We start from the raw sequence: 16,765 nt of genomic DNA, 5'->3' as shown, positions 1-16,765 counted from the left end.
TCCCTCGACTTGGCGGGCTGCGAAGGATCCCGCTCGGCGGCGCGTTACGCGACGATCGATTCTTCAGAAGGAGTCCGCTTCGGCATCGGCGACGGCGAACAAGCTCATGGCCTCGAACGCCGCGATCACGCAAGCCAGCGCGGCGATCGCGAAAGCGATGCGGGAGCCGGAAATCTCTTCGCCGAAAGGCACGTGGCTCGCCGGCTTGCGGCCGGTGATCATCGCGCGCACGAGATTGTCGCGCTTCGACAGGACATGCGCCGTCACGGCGGCGATGTGGACGGCGACCGCCGCGGCGAGGATATAGAAGCCGCGCCGATGCCAAGACGTCAGGAGGAGGCTCGTTTCCTTGGCGATCCGGCCGGCGAGCGGCCCCGTATTGAATATTTCGTCGTTCGAGAAGAGTCCGAGAGCGGCATGGACGCCGAGGCCGACGAGGAGCGCGACAACCATGAGGGCGCCGAGAGGATTATGGCCGACGAAACTCGGGACGTCGCCTCGCACGAGATGCCGCACATAGCGCAGCGTCTCGGAAGGAGCGCGGACGAAGCTCGCAAATCGCGCGTGCTTAGTGCCGACGATCCCCCAGATGATCCGAAACGCGACGAGACCGAGAACCGCATAGCCGAAACGGACATGCCATTCGAACCACGCGACGCCGAGCCGATTGGTGACGAAAGCCCCGACGAACGAGACGACCAGGGACCAATGCACGAGTCGCACCGGCAGATCCCACACGAGCCGTTGCTTGTCCGCGGGTCGCGGAGCCGTGCGGAGTTCGGGCTTGTTCTCGACGATGGTCATTGGTCGTCTGTCTGATTATTTCGCCTTGTAAGCATCGTGGCAGCCCTTGCAGTCCTGGCCGAGAGAGGCGACTGCGGCCTTGAAGCCATCGGTCGCGCCCTTCTCCTTGCCGACCGCCACCTGAAACGCGCGCGCGTCCTCCTTGAATTTCGCGAGCTTCTTGTCGAAGTCGGCGCGACCGGTCCAGATATCCGCGGTCGCCTTGCTCGCCGGCTCGCCGAGATTGGAGTCCTGCGGAAACTCGTCGTCGAACTGATCGGCGAGAAAGGCGATGCGCGCCGCACGCTTGGTCGCCTCGGCTTCGTCATAGGGCGCGGCGCCTCTGGCGACGCCGCCGAACCAGCGAAACGAATTTCCGATCAGCGTGAAAGCCGCGCGGCGATTTTCGACCGCCTGCTTGGCGGAAGAAGGCCCGCCCGCGGGCGCGTTCTGCGCGAAAGAGGACACCGCCTGGCCCGCCGCGACCAGACCTCCGACGACGGCGATGCGCGCAATGTGCGACGACAAACTCATGGTGCTTCCTTCTTTATCGACGATGATCAGCGCGCATGGCTCTCTCGCCATCGGCGCACGAAATCGAGCGTTTGCGTGACATGCTTGATAGGATCGGAGTCGATCAGAGACAAGGCCACTTTTCCATCCGGAGTCACGACATAGGAGATCCGATCCGACACCGTCGCGCCGCTCTGCAAGGGCGCGCCGCGCTTGGCGTCATAGGCTTCGATCACGGAAAGTTGCGGATCCGCGGCGACCGGAAATTTGTCGCGGCATTCCTTGGTCGAGAACTCGCGCTGTGTCTCGATCGTGTCCGCCGAGACGCCGATGAGCGACGCGCCCGCCGCAGCGAAGCTCTCATATTGGTCGGCGAATTCATGCGCCTCTATCGTGCAGCCCCTCGTGAAGGACTTTGGATAGAAATAGAGGACCACGGGTCCCTTCTTCAGCGCATCCGCGAGCGAGAACGAGAAATCCTTGCCGCCGATGGCCGCCGCGGCCGTGAAATCCGGCGCCGGGTCGCCGGGTTTCAGCGCAGCGCGCGCCGGCTCCGCGGCAAGCATGGCGCAGAGCGCGGCGAAGATCGTCTTTTTTCCGAGCGTGCTCATTTGGCGCCTCCTGTGGCCGCGGCTTCATTGGTCGGCTTCGGCGGCGGCGGAGCGATCTTGGTCAAGACGCCGCCTTCGTCCTGATAGTCGAGGACGCCGATCGCGCCGACCACGCGATAGCCGAGGCCGGTCAGAATGTCGCCGACCGCTCCGGCGCGATGCGCGCGATTGGACACGGTGACGATGAGCCGGTCGCGCGGAATATAGGAGAGGTTCTTCTGCACGCCGGCGGTCTGAATGCTGAGATAGACGGGAAAGCCGCCGAACTTGGTGAGCTCGTCGGGGCGACGGATGTCGAGGACCAGCAAATCTTCCGGCTTGGCGAGCAGCGCGTCGAAGGCCGCACGATTGAGGCGAAGCGTCTTGTAGGTGTAAGCGGGATCATTGGCCGGGGTGACGGCCGGCGCAGCGACGGCGGTCGGGGCCGGATTGTCGGCGGCCGCGGCGGCCGCGGGGAAGAGCAGGAGGGTGAGCAACAGCGTCGGCGCGCGCATCGGTTCGACCTTTCTCATGCGTGGCGATCAAGCCCGAAGACGGGCGTTGAAGAAGTCGACGGAGCGTTTCCAGGCGAGCGCGGCGGCAGCCTGATCGTAGCGCGGCGTCGTGTCGTTGTTGAAGCCGTGCTGAACGTCCGGATAGAGGAAAGCCTGATAATTCGCTCCCGCGGCTTTCAAAGCGGCTTCATAGGCCGGCCAGCCGGCGTTGATGCGATCGTCGCTTCCGGCGTAATGAATGAGCAGCGGCGCTTTGATCTTCGGCACGTCCTCCGCGGCGGGCTGCGCGCCATAGAAGGGCACGGCCGCCGCGAGATCGGGGAGCTTCGTCGCGAGAAAATTGACGACGCCGCCGCCGTAGCAGAAGCCGATCGCGCCGACCCTGCCATTGCCGATCGGGCAGTTCTTCAGCGCGCCATAAGCGGCGATGAAGTCGTTGCGCGTCTTGCCCTGGTCGAGAGTCGCAAAGAGCGCGCGCGCCTTGTCCTCGTCGCCGGGATAGCCGCCGAGCGGCGTCAGCGCGTCCGGCGCGAAGACGACGAAATTCTCGAGCGCGAGCCGGCGCGCGATATCCTCGATATGGGGATTGAGCCCGCGATTCTCGTGAACCACGAGCACGGTCGGCAGCTTGCCGTCGACCTTAGCGGGATGGACGAAAAGACCCTTAACCGTTCCATATCCATCTGGCGAAGGAATTTCGAGCGTCTTCCCGGCGATGCGCGGATCGTCCTTGTCGACCTGCGCCGCTTCGGCGAAGCGCGGCAGCAGCTCGTCGAGAAGAGCGCCGGCCGCCACGGCGCCGATCGCGACTTTCTTCGCGCCTTCGACGAAACCGCGCCGATCGATGTCGCCATGCACGAACAAATCGAACAGCTTCAGGACTTCCGCCGGAAAATCTCTCGCGGTCTTCCTCGTCATGGGTGTCTCACTTCTGGTTCATCGGGCGAGGCGGGGTTTGTAGAGGTCGTGGCAGGATTTGCAGACCTGCGTCGTGTCGCGCGCGGCGGCGGCGGCAGCGTCGAAATCGCCTTTTTCGACATTGCGCAGCACCGCATCGACGAGCTTGGAGCCGTCGCGGGAGATCGCCACGGCGTCCGCGACGCCTTTCTTGCCGAAATAGTCTTCCGTATAGTGGAAGCCTTCCAGCAAGATGGCCGCATCTTCCCTGGCGGCCGACGCATTCTGGGCCGTGATGTCCGGCTCGAAGAACTTGATGGTCCTGTCGAGATCGCGCATCAGATCGTTGTCGTAATCACGCAGATCCAACTCCGCGAACGCAGGACTCGCGAGGAACAGGACGCCCCACCCCACGCGTAGAAACATGTTGCGATAGCTTGCCTTATTTTTCATGTCGTAACAAACATCCAGACTGGGCGACGCGACCTCTCGTCATGGATCGCGCCGCGCGGCGCGCCATCGAAAGCGAAACAAATTGGGGGGAAGGCGGGAAGGAGCGCGGACGACGCCGTCGCTCCTTCCCGGCTTTCGGCTCATGCGAGAATGTCGTTGACGACTTTTCCGTAGACGACGGTCGGCCGCTCGGCGCGGCCGGCGCGATGATAGACAGTCTTCAGATGATCGAGCCCGAGCAGTTGCAGCACGGTCGCATGCAAATCATAGGTGTCGACCGGGTTTTCGACCGTCTTCAAGCCGAGTTCGTCGGTGCGGCCGTAGGTGAGGCCGTGCTTGATTCCGGCGCCGGCGAGCCATTGCGTATAGCCCCATGGATTATGGTCGCGTCCGTCGCCGCTCTGACCATAGGGCGTCCGTCCGAATTCGGACGTCCACACGACGAGCGTCTGATCGAGCAGGCCGCGCGCTTCGAGATCGGCGAGAAGGCCGGCGACCGGCTTGTCGATCGCGCGCGTATGCGCCGAGTGATTTTGCTCGAGCTGGCGATGCGCGTCCCAGCTCTGATCGTCGGCGCCAGCTTGCTCGACCGGACCCGAAATCACGTGAACGAAGCGCACATTGCGTTCGACGAGACGGCGCGCGCGCAGCAGCACTGTGCCCATGTCCTGCGTCGCATCCTGGTCGATGCCGTAGAGCGCCTTGGTCGCGGCGGTCTCCTTCGACAGATCGACCGCCTCCGGCGCCGTCGCCTCCATGCGATAGGCGAGATCATAGGAATTGGTGCGCGCGGCGAGCTCGGAATCCTCCGGGTGCGCGGCGGCGCGCAGATCATTGAGGCTCTTCAGCAGATCGAGGCTCTCGCGCTGCTGCTGCAGGCCGATCAGCTCCGGCGGCGCCTGATAGAGGATCGGCTGCGCGCCGGGACGGAACGCCGTGCCTTGATAGACGGCCGGCAGGAATCCCGAGCTCCAATTCACCGAGCCGGCGCGCGGCTCGCGCTTTCCGCCATAGAGCACGACATAAGCCGGCAGATCGGGATTGGCGGCGCCGAGCGCATAAGCGACCCAGGAGCCGAGCGACGGGCGACCGGGGTTCACATCGCCGGTGTTGAGCTTCAAGATCGAGATGTCGTGCGTCGCGCCGATGGTGACGCTCGACTTGATGAAAGTGAGCTTGTCGGCGTGCTGCGCGAGATTGGGCAGCCAGTCGGAGAACCAGGCTCCGCTCTCGCCATATTGCTTCCACGTGCGCTTCGAAGCGAACAGCTTGCCGACGCCGCCCTGCGTGCTGGTCTTGATCCCTTCGAGGAAGGAGGCGGGAATATCCTGTCCGGCGAGCCGTTCGAGCTCGGGCTTGTAGTCATAGAGATCGAGCGTGCTGGGCGCGCCGTCCATATGCAGCCAGATGACCGATTTCACCTTGGCGGGGAAATGCGGCTCCTTGCGCGCGAGCGGATCGACAAAACCCGCCGCATTGGCCAGCGGCGCGCCGAACCAGCCGCCGCCGGGCATCATTCCGCCGACGGCGAAGCCGCCGACCCCATAGGCTGCGCCGCGCAGCCATTCTCGACGTGTAGTCTTGATGAGCATCTCGATTCCCTCCTATCGGGGAGCCGCTTCAGAAGCGGTAGACGAAGTCATTGCTGTTCACGACCGTGTGCACGAGATCGACGAAGGCCGAAGCGCGCAACGGATCCACGAATTTGGCCTTCACGATCGGCAGGGCCAGCGCCAGCTTGCCGTCCTCCGCCTTGCCGGCAATGGTATTGCGATGCCGGTCGAGGAAAGCGAGGAGAGCCGCACGCTCCGCATCCGACGGCTTGCGGCCGAACAGCACGAGATAGAGCCTGTCGAGCTGCGCCGATTCGTCGGCGCCGGCCTCTTCGATGATGCGTCCCGCGAGCGCCTGCGACCATTTGAAGACGATGTCGCTGTTGTAGAGCGTCAGCGCCTGCAGCGGCGTCGTCGTCACGTCGCGCTTGCTGTGAATCTGCTGCGGATTGGCCATGTCGAAGGTTTCGAGCAGCGGATAGGGCAGGCTGCGCCGCGTGAAGATGTAGAGGCTGCGGCGGTTGAAGTCGTTCGGATCCTTGGCCGTGGACCAGGACGGATCATAGGCGAAGTTTCCGCCGCCGGTCAGATTAGCGGGAATGGGCGGGAACACGCTCGGGCCGCCGACTTGCTCGTTCAGCTTGCCCGAAGCGACGAGAATCGAGTCGCGAATTTCTTCCGCCTCGAGCCGCTTGCGCGGGAAGACGGCGACGAGCTTGTTCTCGGGATCGGCCTTGGCGACCTCCTCGCGATAGGCGGAAGACTGACGATAGGTGGAGGAGAGAAGAATTGCGCGATGCAGTTTCTTGATGCTCCAGCCGTCCTGCACGAAACTATAGGCCAGGAAGTCGAGCAGCTCCTGATTGGTCGGCTTGTCGCCGGCCTTGCCGAAATCGCTCACCGTGCCGACGATGCCCTTGCCGAAATATTGGTTCCACACGCGATTGACGAAGACGCGCGCGGTGAGCGGATTTTTCTCGCTCACGAGCCAGTCGGCGAGCGCTGTGCGTCGGCCGGACGAGGTCGCGGTCGGCTTGATGTTCGGCTTTTCGCTGGTCATCGCCTCCGGAAAGGCGGGCTGCACCTCCTCGAGCGGCTTTTCGTGATTTCCGACGAAGAGGACATGGGTCGGCGGCGAGTCGTTGTGGCCGAGCTCGGTCGCCGCGGTGTAGCTCAGTGAGCCCTTGGTCGGGCGCAGGTTCTGGAATTTGCGCAGCTCCTGCGCGAGCTTCTGATATTCTTCCGCCTTCTTGACGATCTCCTCGCTGTGCTGGGGCGAGGACTTGTCGTCGGCGACATAGCGCAGGAAAGCGCCGAGTTCGAGATCCGTGGTCACGGCCTCGAGCCGGTGATTGACCCAGCGATCGAGCGGCGTCCATTGGTCCTTGGGCTTGAAGATCGATTCACGGCTATCGGTGAGATACCGTTCCTTGTGATATTTGTACGCCGCCTCGCGGACCGAATCGATGATCTCCTTCTGACGGGCGCGGATCGCCTTGGTCGCCTCGTCGTAGATCGCCCGATCCTTCTCGAAGGTGGCCTCCACCTCGCCTTTGCGGGCAGGAATTTTTTCGTCGAAGGCGGTGTTGGCGAAGAAGGCCTGCAGAGAGAAATAGTCCTTTTGCGTGAACTTGTCGGTCTTGTGATTGTGGCAGCGCGCGCAACCGACGGTCGTGCCGAGAATCGCCTGACCGACCGTGTCGGTCATGTCTGTCGTGATCTGATATTTGCGCTGCACGAGATCGCGCGAATTGCTGTTGTCCGGATAGCCGGCGAGGAATCCCGTCGCGACGAGCACGTCCTGATCGCCCGGCGCGATCTCGTCGCCGGCGATCTGCTCACGAATGAATTGCGAATAGGGCTTGTCCTCGTTGAAGGCCTTGATCACGTAATCGCGATAGCGAAACATGTTCGGTCGCGTGGTGTCGTTCTGGAATCCAGAGCTGTCCGCGTAGCGGGCGAGGTCCAGCCATTGACGGGCTTGACGCTCTCCGTAGCGCGGCGAAGCGAGCAGCCGGTCGACGAGCTTCGCATAGGCGTCGGGGCTCTGGTCGTTTTCGAAAGCGGCCACTTCCTCCGGAGTCGGAATGAGGCCCCAGACGTCGAGCGTCACGCGGCGGATGAACGTCGCACGATCCGCCTCCGGCGACGGCGCCAGCCCGTTGGCTCGGATTTTGGCAAGAACGAACGCGTCCAGCGGAGAGCGGACCCATTCCTTCTGATCGACGTTCGGGACGGAGGGAGGCTGAACCGGCTGCCAAGCCCAATGTAGTCTCGCCGGGCGCGAGGGCGACTCGGCGGCGACGCTCGGGGAGAGGGGCTTCTGTTCGTCGGCCACGGCGAGGACGCTCGCCGAGGCGCTCAACAACAACACGGTGAACGCTGATCGTCTCAGGGTCTTCGTCATATGCGACAACCTCGATCGGGTTTTTGAAAAGCCGTCGATTTCCTTCGGCGACATTGGTCGCAGCCGGCTGTACGGCGAGGCCTCGAATTGCGGGGCCAGTCGGTGAACTCTAGGCTCGAATTCGAAATATGTCTACCTATGAAGTAGGTATTATAACAAAAAATCGCGCTCTCGCTCCTGAGAGGCGGACAGGAGGAGAGGACGCGAAAAGACGGCCCCGCGTCCATGCGAGTCGTCGGCGGGAATCGAGCGTTCTTCGCGACCGGGCAGCCGCCGGGGAGAGAATGGCTCCTCTCTCAAATTTCATAGCTGAGCGGGATGTTGTCGGCCAATTCACAGGCTTGTGCGAGCGTGTAATTGTCGAGCACGCCGGATAAGGCCCGCTGCGCGTCTCGCATGACGAGCCTCACGGCGCAGCGTTCGACGTCGTCGCAGTCGTCACAGGGTTTGTAGCTCGTCCTGCTGGCGCAGGGGAGCGGGGCGAGAGGGCCGTCGAGCGCGCGAATAATGTCGCCGATGGTGATCTGTTCGGATGGACGGGCGAGAGTGTATCCTCCGCCCTTTCCCATCTTCGAGACGACATAGCCGCAGTTGCGCAGCTCGCACAGGATCGCGTCGAGGAATTTTTTGGGAATATTCTGGGTGGTCGCGATCTCCGTCACCGGCACCGGGCGTCCCGGCGGAAATCGCGCGAGATACGCCATCGCCTTGAGGCCGTATTTGCCCTTCTTTGTCAGCAAAGCGCCCTTCCCCGTCTACAAAAATGATAGACTATGGGCGCAAGACCGATCAGTCAACAAAGGCGATCGACATATCAAGGATAGCGGGCGGAGCCCCATTGAGCGCTCTGCAGACGCAGGAGCGCGGCGACGAGCGCGTCGACGTCCTCGCAAGTGTTGTAGAAGGCGAGCGAGGGACGCACGGTCGCCTCGAGGCCGAATCGGCGCAGGATCGGCTGTGCGCAGTGATGTCCGGCGCGCACGGCGATCCCTTCGCGGTCGAGCGCCTTGCCGACGTCCTCGGTCCGGTGGCCGTCGAGCACGAAGGAGAGCACGCTCGCCTTCTCCGCCGCCGTGCCGATGAACGTCAGCCCCGGCACGAGCCGCATCTTCTCCGTCGCATAGACGAGCAGGTCGTGCTCGTAACGCGCGATGACCTCCATGCCGATCGATTCGACATAGTCGAGCGCGGCGCCGAGCCCGACGGCGTCGGCGATATTGCCGGTGCCGGCCTCGAAGCGCTCGGGCGGGCCCTGATAGATCGTCTTCTCGAAAGTGACGTCGGCGATCATATTGCCGCCGCCTTGCCAGGGCGGCATGTCGGCGAGGACCTCGTCCTTGCCGAAGACGACGCCGATTCCGGTCGGGCCGAACACCTTATGGCCGGAGAAAACAAAGAAGTCGCAGTCGATCGACTGCACGTCGACCGGCATATGCGAGACCGATTGCGCGCCGTCGATCAGCACGCGCGCCCCGTGGCGATGCGCCATCGCCGTAAGGTCGCGTACGGGCGTGACGGTGCCGAGCGCATTGGAGACCTGCGTCACCGAGACGATGCGCGTCTTGGGGTTGAGCAGCTTCTCATATTCCTCGAGGATGATCTGGCCGCGATCGTCCACCGGCGCGACGCGCAGCCGCGCGCCCTTCTCGGCGCAGAGCTGCTGCCAGGGCACGATATTGGCGTGATGCTCGAGCCAGGAGATCACGATCTCGTCGCCGGCCTGCACATTGCGCCGGCCCCAGGATTGCGCCACGAGATTGATCGCCTCCGTCGCGCCGCGCACGAAGACGACGTCCTTGACCGACGGCGCCTTCAGGAAGCGGCGCACCTTCTCGCGCGCCGCCTCATAGGCGTCGGTCGAGCGCGCCGCCAGCGCATGGGCGGCGCGATGGATGTTGGAATTCTCATATTCGTAGAAATGCGCGAGCCGGTCGATGACGGCTTGCGGCTTCTGCGTGGTGGCGGCGTTGTCGAGCCACACCAGCGGCTTGCCGTGCACCTGCTGCCGCAGGATCGGGAAGTCGCGCTTCACGGCGTGGGGATCGAAGGCGCCGCGGCTCGCCGGCGCATGGGCGACGAGCTGCGGCGCAAAGCCCTGCGGCTCTTCCGGAGCGGCGGTCGGCGCGGCGGGGGCCATGCCGGCGCGATCCAGGAAATAGAGCGAATCGGTCGCCGCCGGTCCGGCCGCGCCCGGCGCGAAGCTGCGCTCCTGGCCGGAGATTTCCGGCAGAGCGACATTGGGCGTCGCGAGCGCGAAGGCGTCGGAGAGTCGATGCGGATCGGCCTCCGAAGGGCCGGAATAAGCAAAGGTCTCCGGCGCGGCGTCGGCGGTGGCCGTCGGGCCTGAAAGCCCGGCGTCGTAGCGGTCGACGAGCGAGAGCGAGGGGTCGGAAGGCGCGGCGCCGGGCGCGACCGCCGGCGTTCGGTCGCGCAGGAAATAGAGATTGTCGGCCGGCGCGGCCTTCATGCCGCCCGGCGCGGAGTCGGGACCATAGCCGCCATAGGGCGCCGGCGCCTGCAGCGGCGAAACGCCGCCGAACTGCGCGAACGAATTGGGGACCGCCGAATAGTCGATCGCCGCCGCGGCGGGGCTTCCGGGCTCGAAAGCGCCGGCCGATGCGCCCGGCTGCGGCACGTCCGACAGGCCATAGGGCGGAACCGCCGGCTGCAGGCCGACCGGCGCGGAGGGCGAGGAGAGATTGGGCGTCGGCGCGATGGAGGGAATGGTCGTCGGCGGAACGTCGGGCGCCCCCATCGGCGGCCGCGCCGGCGCGAGCGGCGCGACGCTGGTCACGAGGGAGGGCGCGGGCGCTTCGGGCAGCGCCGGCGGCACGATCGGCGCCCCGGGAGAGAGCGTCGCCGGCGATTCATTCGCCTGGAAGAAGGAATTGGCGATGCGGGCGATCATGGCCGGATCGGGAAAGGCCGGCGCTCCATGGCGCGTCAGCGTCTCCTCGGAAGGCGTGTCCGGCGCCGAAGCGCCGAAGGCCGGAGAATTGGACGGCGCAGAAGTCATGATCGTTCTCTCTCGGCGCTATTTCTGGAGTGACGCGCCGGCGGCGATGCGCCGCCGGCGCCGACGAGATCAGACGTATTTGTCGCCGTAGTCGTGATATTTGCCCACCTCGACGCCCTCGAGCACGCCGAGCGCGTCATGCGTCAGCACGGCGGCCGAGCAATAGAGCGAGATGAGGTAGGAGGCGATCGCCTTGCGGTTGATGCCCATGAAGCGCACCGAGAGGCTCGGCGCCACCTCGCCCGGAATGCCCGGCTGGAACAGGCCGATCACGCCCTGCTTCTTCTCGCCCGTGCGCAGCAGCAGGACATTGGTCTTGCCCGTTTCGTCGATGAACAGCTTGTCGCTCGGCACGAGCGGCAGGCCGCGCCAGGTGACGAAGGGCGAGCCGAACAGAGTCACCGTCGGCGGCGGCACGCCGCGGCGCGTGCATTCGCGCCCGAAGGCGGCGATGGCGCGCGGATGGGCGAGGAAGAAAGCCGGCTCCTTCCAGACCTTGGCGATGAGCTCGTCGAGATCGTCCGGCGTCGGCGCCCCGGTGCGCGTCTTGATCTTCATCGACGGATGCGCGTTGGCGAGGAATCCATATTCCGGATTGTTGATGAGCTCGCTCTCCTGCTTCTCCTTGACCTTCTCCGTGAGCAGGCGGACCTGCTCCTGGATCTGATCGTAAGGATGGCTGTAGAGATCGGAGACGCGCGTCTGCACGTCGAGCACGGTCGTCACCGCATTCATCGAATATTCGCGCGGCGCATCCTCGTAATCGACGAAGGTCTCGGGCAGATCGGCGTCGCGGTCGCGGGCCGGGCTGCAGGTCACGTCGGCGTCGGTGAGCGCGCTATCCTCGCGCACGCGATTGAGCCGATAGATGCCGGCCTCGACCGGCGTCCAAGGCAGAAAGGACACGAGCCAGCGCGGCGTTATGCCCGACCATTGCGCTCTCGTCTTCGTCGCATTGGCGAGTTGACGGGCCGCGGATTCGCTCAGCGTCCGTCGGACTTCGGGTTCGGTGGTCATTTGAATTCGTTCCTCGGGGCGATTGAACGAGGCGTCCGACGCGCGCGGGCGGTCCGCGAGCGCCGAAGAACGTCGGCCGGCATCGAAAGGAGCGGCCAATTCGACGCCGCACGTCATCCCTACAAGAGGGTCTCGGGACGATCAATAGTATTTGTAATAGAAAATTATTCTACACGGATAATGTTGTTCAATCATATTTGCTTTGTATACGTCTACAAGAACGATATACCGAGCGAACTAGCGCGGATCTACAGCATCGTCTCAGCCCTCCTCGCCCCCGTCGGCATAGGACATGACCAGATAGACCGTCGCAGGGACGACGCCGAGATTGCGATAGCTGTGCGGCACGTCGGCGAGGAAGTCGACGGCGTCGCCTTCGTCGAGCTGCACGGCCGGCTCCTTGCCGACGACGACCTCGATCGAGCCGCGCGCGACGACGAGGTTCTCCTTCGTGCCCGACGCATGCGCCTCGGAGCGCTCGATGTGATTGGGGCCGATCGTGAGGTGGTAGAACTCGACCGGCCGTCGGCAGTCATAAGGGTAGAGAGCGCGAGAGACGAAAGCGCCGCCGACGGACTCGACCGTCTGCGGCTCGCTCTTGCGAATGACGAGCACGCCCTGGCGCTCCTTGGAGGCGACGAGGCTGCCGAAGGGAACGCCGAGCGCATTGGCGATGCGCCAGAGATGGCCGAGAGAAGGCGCCTGGCGGCCCGCGGCGATGCGCGCGAGCTCGCCCGCCTCTATGCCGGTCTGCTCCGACAGACGCGCCAGCGAGCGTCCGCGACGATTGAGCAGCCGCTCGAGCCGTTCCGCGACGATCCGCGAGAGCCGCTCCGGAGAAGAACGATCGCGCTTCACGATTCCAGGAGCCTCTCGAGTCATCCATTTTTCCTCTTTTGTAAGCCGAGTATCCGGAATGGGCAAACGGCGGTCAAGCGCGAAAGGCGCATGAATTCGATAAAAATCCTCCGCGCTTCCACGACGCTGCTCAAGTCATACCCTTGCAGTTGATATAAATAATGCTAGCATGCGCCCATCCTCGAACGGATGGATCGACCATGAGCAAATTCCCGGCCCGCCCTCTGGCTCTTCTTTCTCTCGGCGTCGCATGCATGGCGGCCCCCGCGGCTCTGGCCGAGCTGCCGGCGCATAAATTCCTTCCCCTCAGCGCCGCCCTCGCGGTGGCGCAGGGCGCCCACGACGCTTGCGTCGCCCAGGGCTATCGCGTCTCCGTCACCATCGTCGGCGCGGAGGGACAGGCGATCGTCTCTCTGCGCGGGGACGGCGCCTCGCCGCACACGCTCGAGAACAGCCAGCGCAAGGCCTATACGTCGCGCACCTTCCGCGCGCCTTCCGGCGATATCGCCCAACGGGTGAAGGAAAATCCGAGCCTCGGCCTCGTTCATCTCTCCGGGGTGATCGCGATTCAGGGCGCGCTGCCGATCAAGGTCGGCGAGGAGACGATCGGCGCGGTCGGCGTCTCGGGCGCGCCGGGAGGCGACAAGGACGAAGCCTGCGCCAAGGCCGGAATCGACAAGATCGCGGATCAGCTGAAGTGAACGCGCGCGTCGGCGACGAGCGAAAGCCGGTCGACGACGGCGACGCGCAGGGCGCGGCGATCGATCAGGTCGTCGACGCGCTGCGCGCTCTGCGCAAGACCTCGCAGAAGAGCCGCTACAAGAGCCGGGCTCTTCCCGAGCTTCCCTCGCGCGCGGCGGTGGTCGACATCGTCGCGGATCTCGTCGCCGTCCTCTATCCGCGCCATTTCGGCCCCTCCCATCTCACCATCGAGACCGTCGACGCTTTCGTATCGACGACGCTGAAGCGCGCGCTGCACTCTCTGACCGAGCAGATTCGCAAGGAATTGCTGCTGTTCGCGGAGGAGGACGAGAGCCGCGACAGGGAGAGCGACGCGCGCGGGATCGCCGACGCTTTCCTCGGCGCGCTGCCCCGCGTGCGCTCGCTGCTCGACACCGACATACGCGCCGCTTTCGACGGCGATCCCGCGGCGCGCAGTCTCGACGAGATCGTGTTCTGCTATCCCGGCGTCGCCGCAGTCGTGCGCCATCGCCTCGCGCACGAGCTCTTTTCGCTCGGGGCGCCGATGCTCGCGCGCATCGTCGCCGAGATCGCGCATTCCGAGACCGGCATCGACATTCATCCGGGCGCCGAAATCGACTCGAGCTTCTTCATCGATCACGGCGCGGGCGTCGTGATCGGCGAGACGGCGCGCATCGGCAAGCGCGTACGGTTGTACCAAGGCGTCACGCTCGGGGCGAAGCGCTTCGAGACGGATGAGAGCGGCGCGCTCGTCAAAGGCCGGCCGCGTCACCCCATAGTCGAGGACGACGTGGTCATCTACGCCGGCGCGACGATCCTCGGGCGCATCACGATCGGCCGCGGCTCGTCGATCGGCGGCAATGTCTGGCTCACGCACAGCGTGCCGCCGGGGAGCAACATCACCCAGGCGCGCGCCATCGAAACTTTCGACAACGGCGGCGGGATATGAGATTTCGTCTTTCGACTCTCTCGCATTGCATTCTGCTTCCGTTCGCCGTCTCGGGCGCCGCGCAGGCGCAGACCTCGCCGCTTCTCACCGGCGCGCAGGCGTTTTCCGACTGGCGCGCCGATGCGCCGGGCGTGCGGCGAAAAATCTCCATCGGCGATCTGCCCGCGCCTCTGGCCAGCGACCCCGCCGCGTCGCGTTCGCAGGTGGCCGCACGGCCGCAGAACGCGTCGCCGAACACTCTGCCGGGCTTTTCGGCGAGCGTCTTCGCCACAAATCTGGAAGGCCCTCGCGTCATCCGCATCGCGCCGAACGGCGATGTCTTCGTCGCCGAGAGCAATGGCGGACGCGTGCGCGCCTTCCGCCTCGACGCCGGCGGGTCGAAGCCCGAGGCCGATCGCATCTTCGCGCAGGGCCTCGAGCGGCCCTACGGCCTCGCTTTCTATCCGCCGGGCCCGAACCCGCAATGGCTCTACGTCGCGACAGTGTCGCAGGTGCGGCGCTATCCCTATCGAAAAAGCGATCTCGAGGCCTCCGGCCCCGCCGAAATCATCGTCTCGGATTTGCCGACGGAGGGGCATTGGACGAGGGACATCGTCTTCTCGCCTGACGGCAAGACGCTGTTCGTCGCCGTCGGCTCGCGTTCCAATGTCGCCGAAGGACATGCGCAACCCTCGCCCGCGGATGTCGCCGCGCTCGAACGAGCCAATGGCGTCGGCGCGAGCGGCGGCGTCGAGCGGCTGCGCGCCAATGTGCTCGCCTTCGATCCCGACGGGCGCAACAGACGGGTCTTCGCAACCGGCCTGCGCAATTGCTCGGGGATGACTGTCCAGCCGAAGACCGACGATCTCTGGTGCGTGGTGAACGAGCGCGACATGTTGGGCGACGATTTGCCGCCCGACTATGCGACGCGGGTTCGCGAGGGCGCCTTCTACGGCTGGCCGTGGCGCTATATCGGCGATCATGTCGACCCTCGACATGCCGGCGAGCGGCCGGACCTCGCTGGCCGGGCGAGCGCGCCGGACGTGTTGATCCAGCCGCATTCGGCGCCGCTCGGAATCGTCTTCTATGACGGGAGCCAGTTTCCGTCCGACTACACGGGCGACGCCTTCGTGGCGCTGCACGGATCATGGAACCGCTCGAAACGCACGGGCTACAAGATCGTCCGGCTCGCATTCGAGAAGGGAAGAGCGACCGGCGAATATGAGGATTTTCTGACCGGCTTCGTGCTGGACGACGCGCGCGTATGGGCGCGGCCGGTCTCCTTGGCCGTCGCGAAAGACGGCGCGCTGCTCTTCAGCGAGGACGCGAACGGAACGATCTGGCGCGTCTCTCATTCGAAGTAACACGTAGGGGCGGCCACGTCGCGGCCGACCCTGGTTCGAATAGTCTCGAACGGCGCGCGACCGCACGGCGCTCACGCTGCTTCGCCGACGTGGATCCGTTTCATCGCCGCGTCGATCTCTATGTCGATCTCGAGCAGAGAGACCTTGTCGCGCTCGCGCAGATTGACCTCCACGCGCTCCGGGTCGATCTCTATATGCTTGGAAACCGCGGCGAGCACCTCCTTGTGCAGCAGCGCGACCAGATTGGAGTTGCAGATCGAGGCGCGCTCATGCGCGAGAAGAATCTGCAGTCGCTCGCGCGCGACCGGCGCCGAGCTGCGGCGGTCGAGGAATTTGAACAAGTTCATGCCGCCCTCCGGCCGAACAGGCGCACGAGAAGCCCCTTCTTGTCGGCGGGGATGTCCATCGGCACCTCGATTCCACAAAGGCGCCGCGCGGCATCCATATAGGCGCGCGCCGGCGCGCTGGTCGTGCTGTGCAGCGTGACCGGGCTGCCGACATTGGAGGCGCGCAGCACGTCCTCGCTCTCCGGGATGATGCCGATCAGCGGGATCGACAAAATCTCCAGCACGTCGTCGACATGCAGCATCTCGCCGCGCGCGGCGCGTCCCGCGTCATAGCGCGTCAGCAGCAGATGCTTTTCCATGCGCTCGCCGCGCTCGGCGCGCTCGGTCTTGGCGTCGAGCAGGCCGATGATGCGGTCGGAGTCGCGCACCGAGGAGATCTCCGGATTGGCGACAACGACGGCGACATCGGCGAAGCGCATCGCGAGAGTGGCGCCACGCTCGATTCCCGCCGGGCTGTCGCAGACGATCCAGTCGAAGCGCTCGCGCAATTCGTCGATCACGCGGCGCACGCCCTCCTCGGTGAGCGCGTCCTTGTCGCGCGTCTGCGAGGCGGCGAGCAGATGCAGCGTGTCGACGCGCTTGTCGCGGATCAGCGCCTGATGCAGCTTGGCGTCGCCATTGGCGACATTGATGAGGTCGTAGACGACGCGTCGCTCGGCGCCCATCACGAGATCGAGATTGCGCAGGCCGACGTCGAAGTCGACGACCGCGACCTTGTGATTCGACTGGGCCAGCGCCGCGCCGAGCGCCGCGGTCGACGTCGTCTTGCCGACGCCGCCCTTGCCGGATGTGACCACCAATATTTTGGACATTCGTCGTCCC

The 16,765-nt window shown here is 65.0% G+C and carries 17 protein-coding genes; 3 read left to right on the top strand and 14 right to left on the bottom strand.

Annotated elements, in window-relative coordinates:
* Window positions 1-63: 63 nt before the first annotated feature.
* From AC6IW9_RS13795 to AC6IW9_RS13740, 12 genes are all read right to left on the bottom strand, one after another.
* On the bottom strand, window positions 64-804 hold the full coding sequence (locus tag AC6IW9_RS13795) for a cytochrome b/b6 domain-containing protein (protein ID WP_497764389.1): 741 nt from the start codon (window positions 802-804) through the stop codon (window positions 64-66).
* A 15-nt stretch (window positions 805-819) separates the two neighbouring features.
* Window positions 820-1,317, bottom strand: a complete 498-nt coding sequence (locus AC6IW9_RS13790) for a c-type cytochrome (RefSeq protein ID WP_497764388.1) — start codon at window positions 1,315-1,317, stop codon at window positions 820-822.
* Window positions 1,318-1,343: 26 nt separating this feature from the next.
* Window positions 1,344-1,907, bottom strand: coding sequence for a peroxiredoxin (locus AC6IW9_RS13785; RefSeq protein WP_497764386.1), 564 nt, complete (start codon window positions 1,905-1,907; stop codon window positions 1,344-1,346).
* Window positions 1,904-2,419 carry a rhodanese-like domain-containing protein gene (locus AC6IW9_RS13780; protein WP_497764384.1) on the bottom strand — a complete coding sequence of 172 codons (516 nt, stop codon included), beginning with the start codon at window positions 2,417-2,419 and terminating at the stop codon, window positions 1,904-1,906. Before AC6IW9_RS13780 ends, AC6IW9_RS13785 begins: the two co-directional genes overlap by 4 nt.
* A gap of 9 nt (window positions 2,420-2,428) precedes the next feature.
* Window positions 2,429-3,319 (bottom strand): dienelactone hydrolase family protein, encoded by an 891-nt coding sequence (locus AC6IW9_RS13775; RefSeq protein WP_497764382.1) that lies wholly within the window; start codon window positions 3,317-3,319, stop codon window positions 2,429-2,431.
* Between the two features lie 18 nt (window positions 3,320-3,337).
* Window positions 3,338-3,751, bottom strand: a complete 414-nt coding sequence (locus tag AC6IW9_RS13770; RefSeq protein WP_497764380.1) for a hypothetical protein — start codon at window positions 3,749-3,751, stop codon at window positions 3,338-3,340.
* Between the two features lie 140 nt (window positions 3,752-3,891).
* Window positions 3,892-5,343, bottom strand: coding sequence for a DUF1501 domain-containing protein (locus AC6IW9_RS13765; protein ID WP_497764379.1), 1,452 nt, complete (start codon window positions 5,341-5,343; stop codon window positions 3,892-3,894).
* Window positions 5,344-5,371: 28 nt separating this feature from the next.
* The gene (locus AC6IW9_RS13760; RefSeq protein WP_497764378.1) at window positions 5,372-7,711 is read right to left on the bottom strand and encodes a DUF1549 and DUF1553 domain-containing protein; all 2,340 of its coding nucleotides are present in this window, start codon (window positions 7,709-7,711) and stop codon (window positions 5,372-5,374) included.
* A 296-nt stretch (window positions 7,712-8,007) separates the two neighbouring features.
* A complete protein-coding gene (locus tag AC6IW9_RS13755; protein ID WP_497764377.1) occupies window positions 8,008-8,451 on the bottom strand; it encodes an RrF2 family transcriptional regulator in 444 nt (147 codons plus the stop codon).
* A 74-nt stretch (window positions 8,452-8,525) separates the two neighbouring features.
* Window positions 8,526-10,727, bottom strand: coding sequence for a family 2A encapsulin nanocompartment cargo protein cysteine desulfurase (locus AC6IW9_RS13750; protein ID WP_497764376.1), 2,202 nt, complete (start codon window positions 10,725-10,727; stop codon window positions 8,526-8,528).
* 69 nt (window positions 10,728-10,796) lie between these two features.
* Entirely contained in the window at window positions 10,797-11,744 is a 948-nt protein-coding gene (locus tag AC6IW9_RS13745; protein ID WP_497764374.1) for a family 2A encapsulin nanocompartment shell protein, read from the bottom strand.
* Between the two features lie 261 nt (window positions 11,745-12,005).
* A complete protein-coding gene (locus AC6IW9_RS13740; RefSeq protein ID WP_497764373.1) occupies window positions 12,006-12,626 on the bottom strand; it encodes a helix-turn-helix domain-containing protein in 621 nt (206 codons plus the stop codon).
* A 176-nt stretch (window positions 12,627-12,802) separates the two neighbouring features.
* Here AC6IW9_RS13740 and AC6IW9_RS13735 point away from each other — a divergent pair, with 176 nt between their 5' ends.
* From AC6IW9_RS13735 to AC6IW9_RS13725, 3 genes are read left to right on the top strand one after another with little or no spacing between them, the layout of a single operon-like run.
* On the top strand, window positions 12,803-13,303 hold the full coding sequence (locus AC6IW9_RS13735) for a GlcG/HbpS family heme-binding protein (RefSeq protein WP_497764372.1): 501 nt from the start codon (window positions 12,803-12,805) through the stop codon (window positions 13,301-13,303).
* 59 nt (window positions 13,304-13,362) lie between these two features.
* On the top strand, window positions 13,363-14,253 hold the full coding sequence (epsC, locus tag AC6IW9_RS13730) for a serine O-acetyltransferase EpsC (RefSeq protein WP_497772525.1): 891 nt from the start codon (window positions 13,363-13,365) through the stop codon (window positions 14,251-14,253).
* Window positions 14,250-15,596: a PQQ-dependent sugar dehydrogenase gene (locus AC6IW9_RS13725; RefSeq protein WP_497764370.1), complete on the top strand. Its 1,347-nt coding sequence runs from the start codon at window positions 14,250-14,252 to the stop codon at window positions 15,594-15,596. Before epsC ends, AC6IW9_RS13725 begins: the two co-directional genes overlap by 4 nt.
* A 71-nt stretch (window positions 15,597-15,667) precedes the next feature.
* Here AC6IW9_RS13725 and minE read toward each other — a convergent pair whose 3' ends face one another.
* Together minE and minD are read right to left on the bottom strand one after the other, a co-directional pair.
* On the bottom strand, window positions 15,668-15,943 hold the full coding sequence (gene minE / locus AC6IW9_RS13720; protein WP_497764369.1) for a cell division topological specificity factor MinE: 276 nt from the start codon (window positions 15,941-15,943) through the stop codon (window positions 15,668-15,670).
* Window positions 15,940-16,755, bottom strand: a complete 816-nt coding sequence (minD, locus tag AC6IW9_RS13715) for a septum site-determining protein MinD (RefSeq protein WP_497764368.1) — start codon at window positions 16,753-16,755, stop codon at window positions 15,940-15,942. The genes minE and minD overlap by 4 nt, the downstream gene beginning before the upstream one ends.
* Between the last annotated feature and the right edge of the window lie 10 nt (window positions 16,756-16,765).

The organism is Methylosinus sp. shoA, assembly GCF_059718125.1.
This window is presented reverse-complemented; position numbering and strand designations above follow the sequence as displayed.

What these genes read in the sequence shown, in the direction of transcription:
- AC6IW9_RS13775 (WP_497764382.1), bottom strand. Translation starts at nt 3,319, where the DNA reads ATGACGAGGAAGACCGCGAGAGATTTTCCGGCGGAAGTCCTGAAGCTG.
- AC6IW9_RS13795 (WP_497764389.1), bottom strand. Translation starts at nt 804, where the DNA reads ATGACCATCGTCGAGAACAAGCCCGAACTCCGCACGGCTCCGCGACCC.
- AC6IW9_RS13725 (WP_497764370.1), top strand. Translation starts at nt 14,250, where the DNA reads ATGAGATTTCGTCTTTCGACTCTCTCGCATTGCATTCTGCTTCCGTTC.
- AC6IW9_RS13765 (WP_497764379.1), bottom strand. Translation starts at nt 5,343, where the DNA reads ATGCTCATCAAGACTACACGTCGAGAATGGCTGCGCGGCGCAGCCTAT.
- AC6IW9_RS13750 (WP_497764376.1), bottom strand. Translation starts at nt 10,727, where the DNA reads ATGACTTCTGCGCCGTCCAATTCTCCGGCCTTCGGCGCTTCGGCGCCG.
- minD (WP_497764368.1), bottom strand. Translation starts at nt 16,755, where the DNA reads ATGTCCAAAATATTGGTGGTCACATCCGGCAAGGGCGGCGTCGGCAAG.
- AC6IW9_RS13745 (WP_497764374.1), bottom strand. Translation starts at nt 11,744, where the DNA reads ATGACCACCGAACCCGAAGTCCGACGGACGCTGAGCGAATCCGCGGCC.
- AC6IW9_RS13790 (WP_497764388.1), bottom strand. Translation starts at nt 1,317, where the DNA reads ATGAGTTTGTCGTCGCACATTGCGCGCATCGCCGTCGTCGGAGGTCTG.
- AC6IW9_RS13760 (WP_497764378.1), bottom strand. Translation starts at nt 7,711, where the DNA reads ATGACGAAGACCCTGAGACGATCAGCGTTCACCGTGTTGTTGTTGAGC.
- AC6IW9_RS13770 (WP_497764380.1), bottom strand. Translation starts at nt 3,751, where the DNA reads ATGAAAAATAAGGCAAGCTATCGCAACATGTTTCTACGCGTGGGGTGG.
- AC6IW9_RS13735 (WP_497764372.1), top strand. Translation starts at nt 12,803, where the DNA reads ATGAGCAAATTCCCGGCCCGCCCTCTGGCTCTTCTTTCTCTCGGCGTC.
- AC6IW9_RS13785 (WP_497764386.1), bottom strand. Translation starts at nt 1,907, where the DNA reads ATGAGCACGCTCGGAAAAAAGACGATCTTCGCCGCGCTCTGCGCCATG.
- AC6IW9_RS13780 (WP_497764384.1), bottom strand. Translation starts at nt 2,419, where the DNA reads ATGAGAAAGGTCGAACCGATGCGCGCGCCGACGCTGTTGCTCACCCTC.
- minE (WP_497764369.1), bottom strand. Translation starts at nt 15,943, where the DNA reads ATGAACTTGTTCAAATTCCTCGACCGCCGCAGCTCGGCGCCGGTCGCG.
- AC6IW9_RS13740 (WP_497764373.1), bottom strand. Translation starts at nt 12,626, where the DNA reads ATGACTCGAGAGGCTCCTGGAATCGTGAAGCGCGATCGTTCTTCTCCG.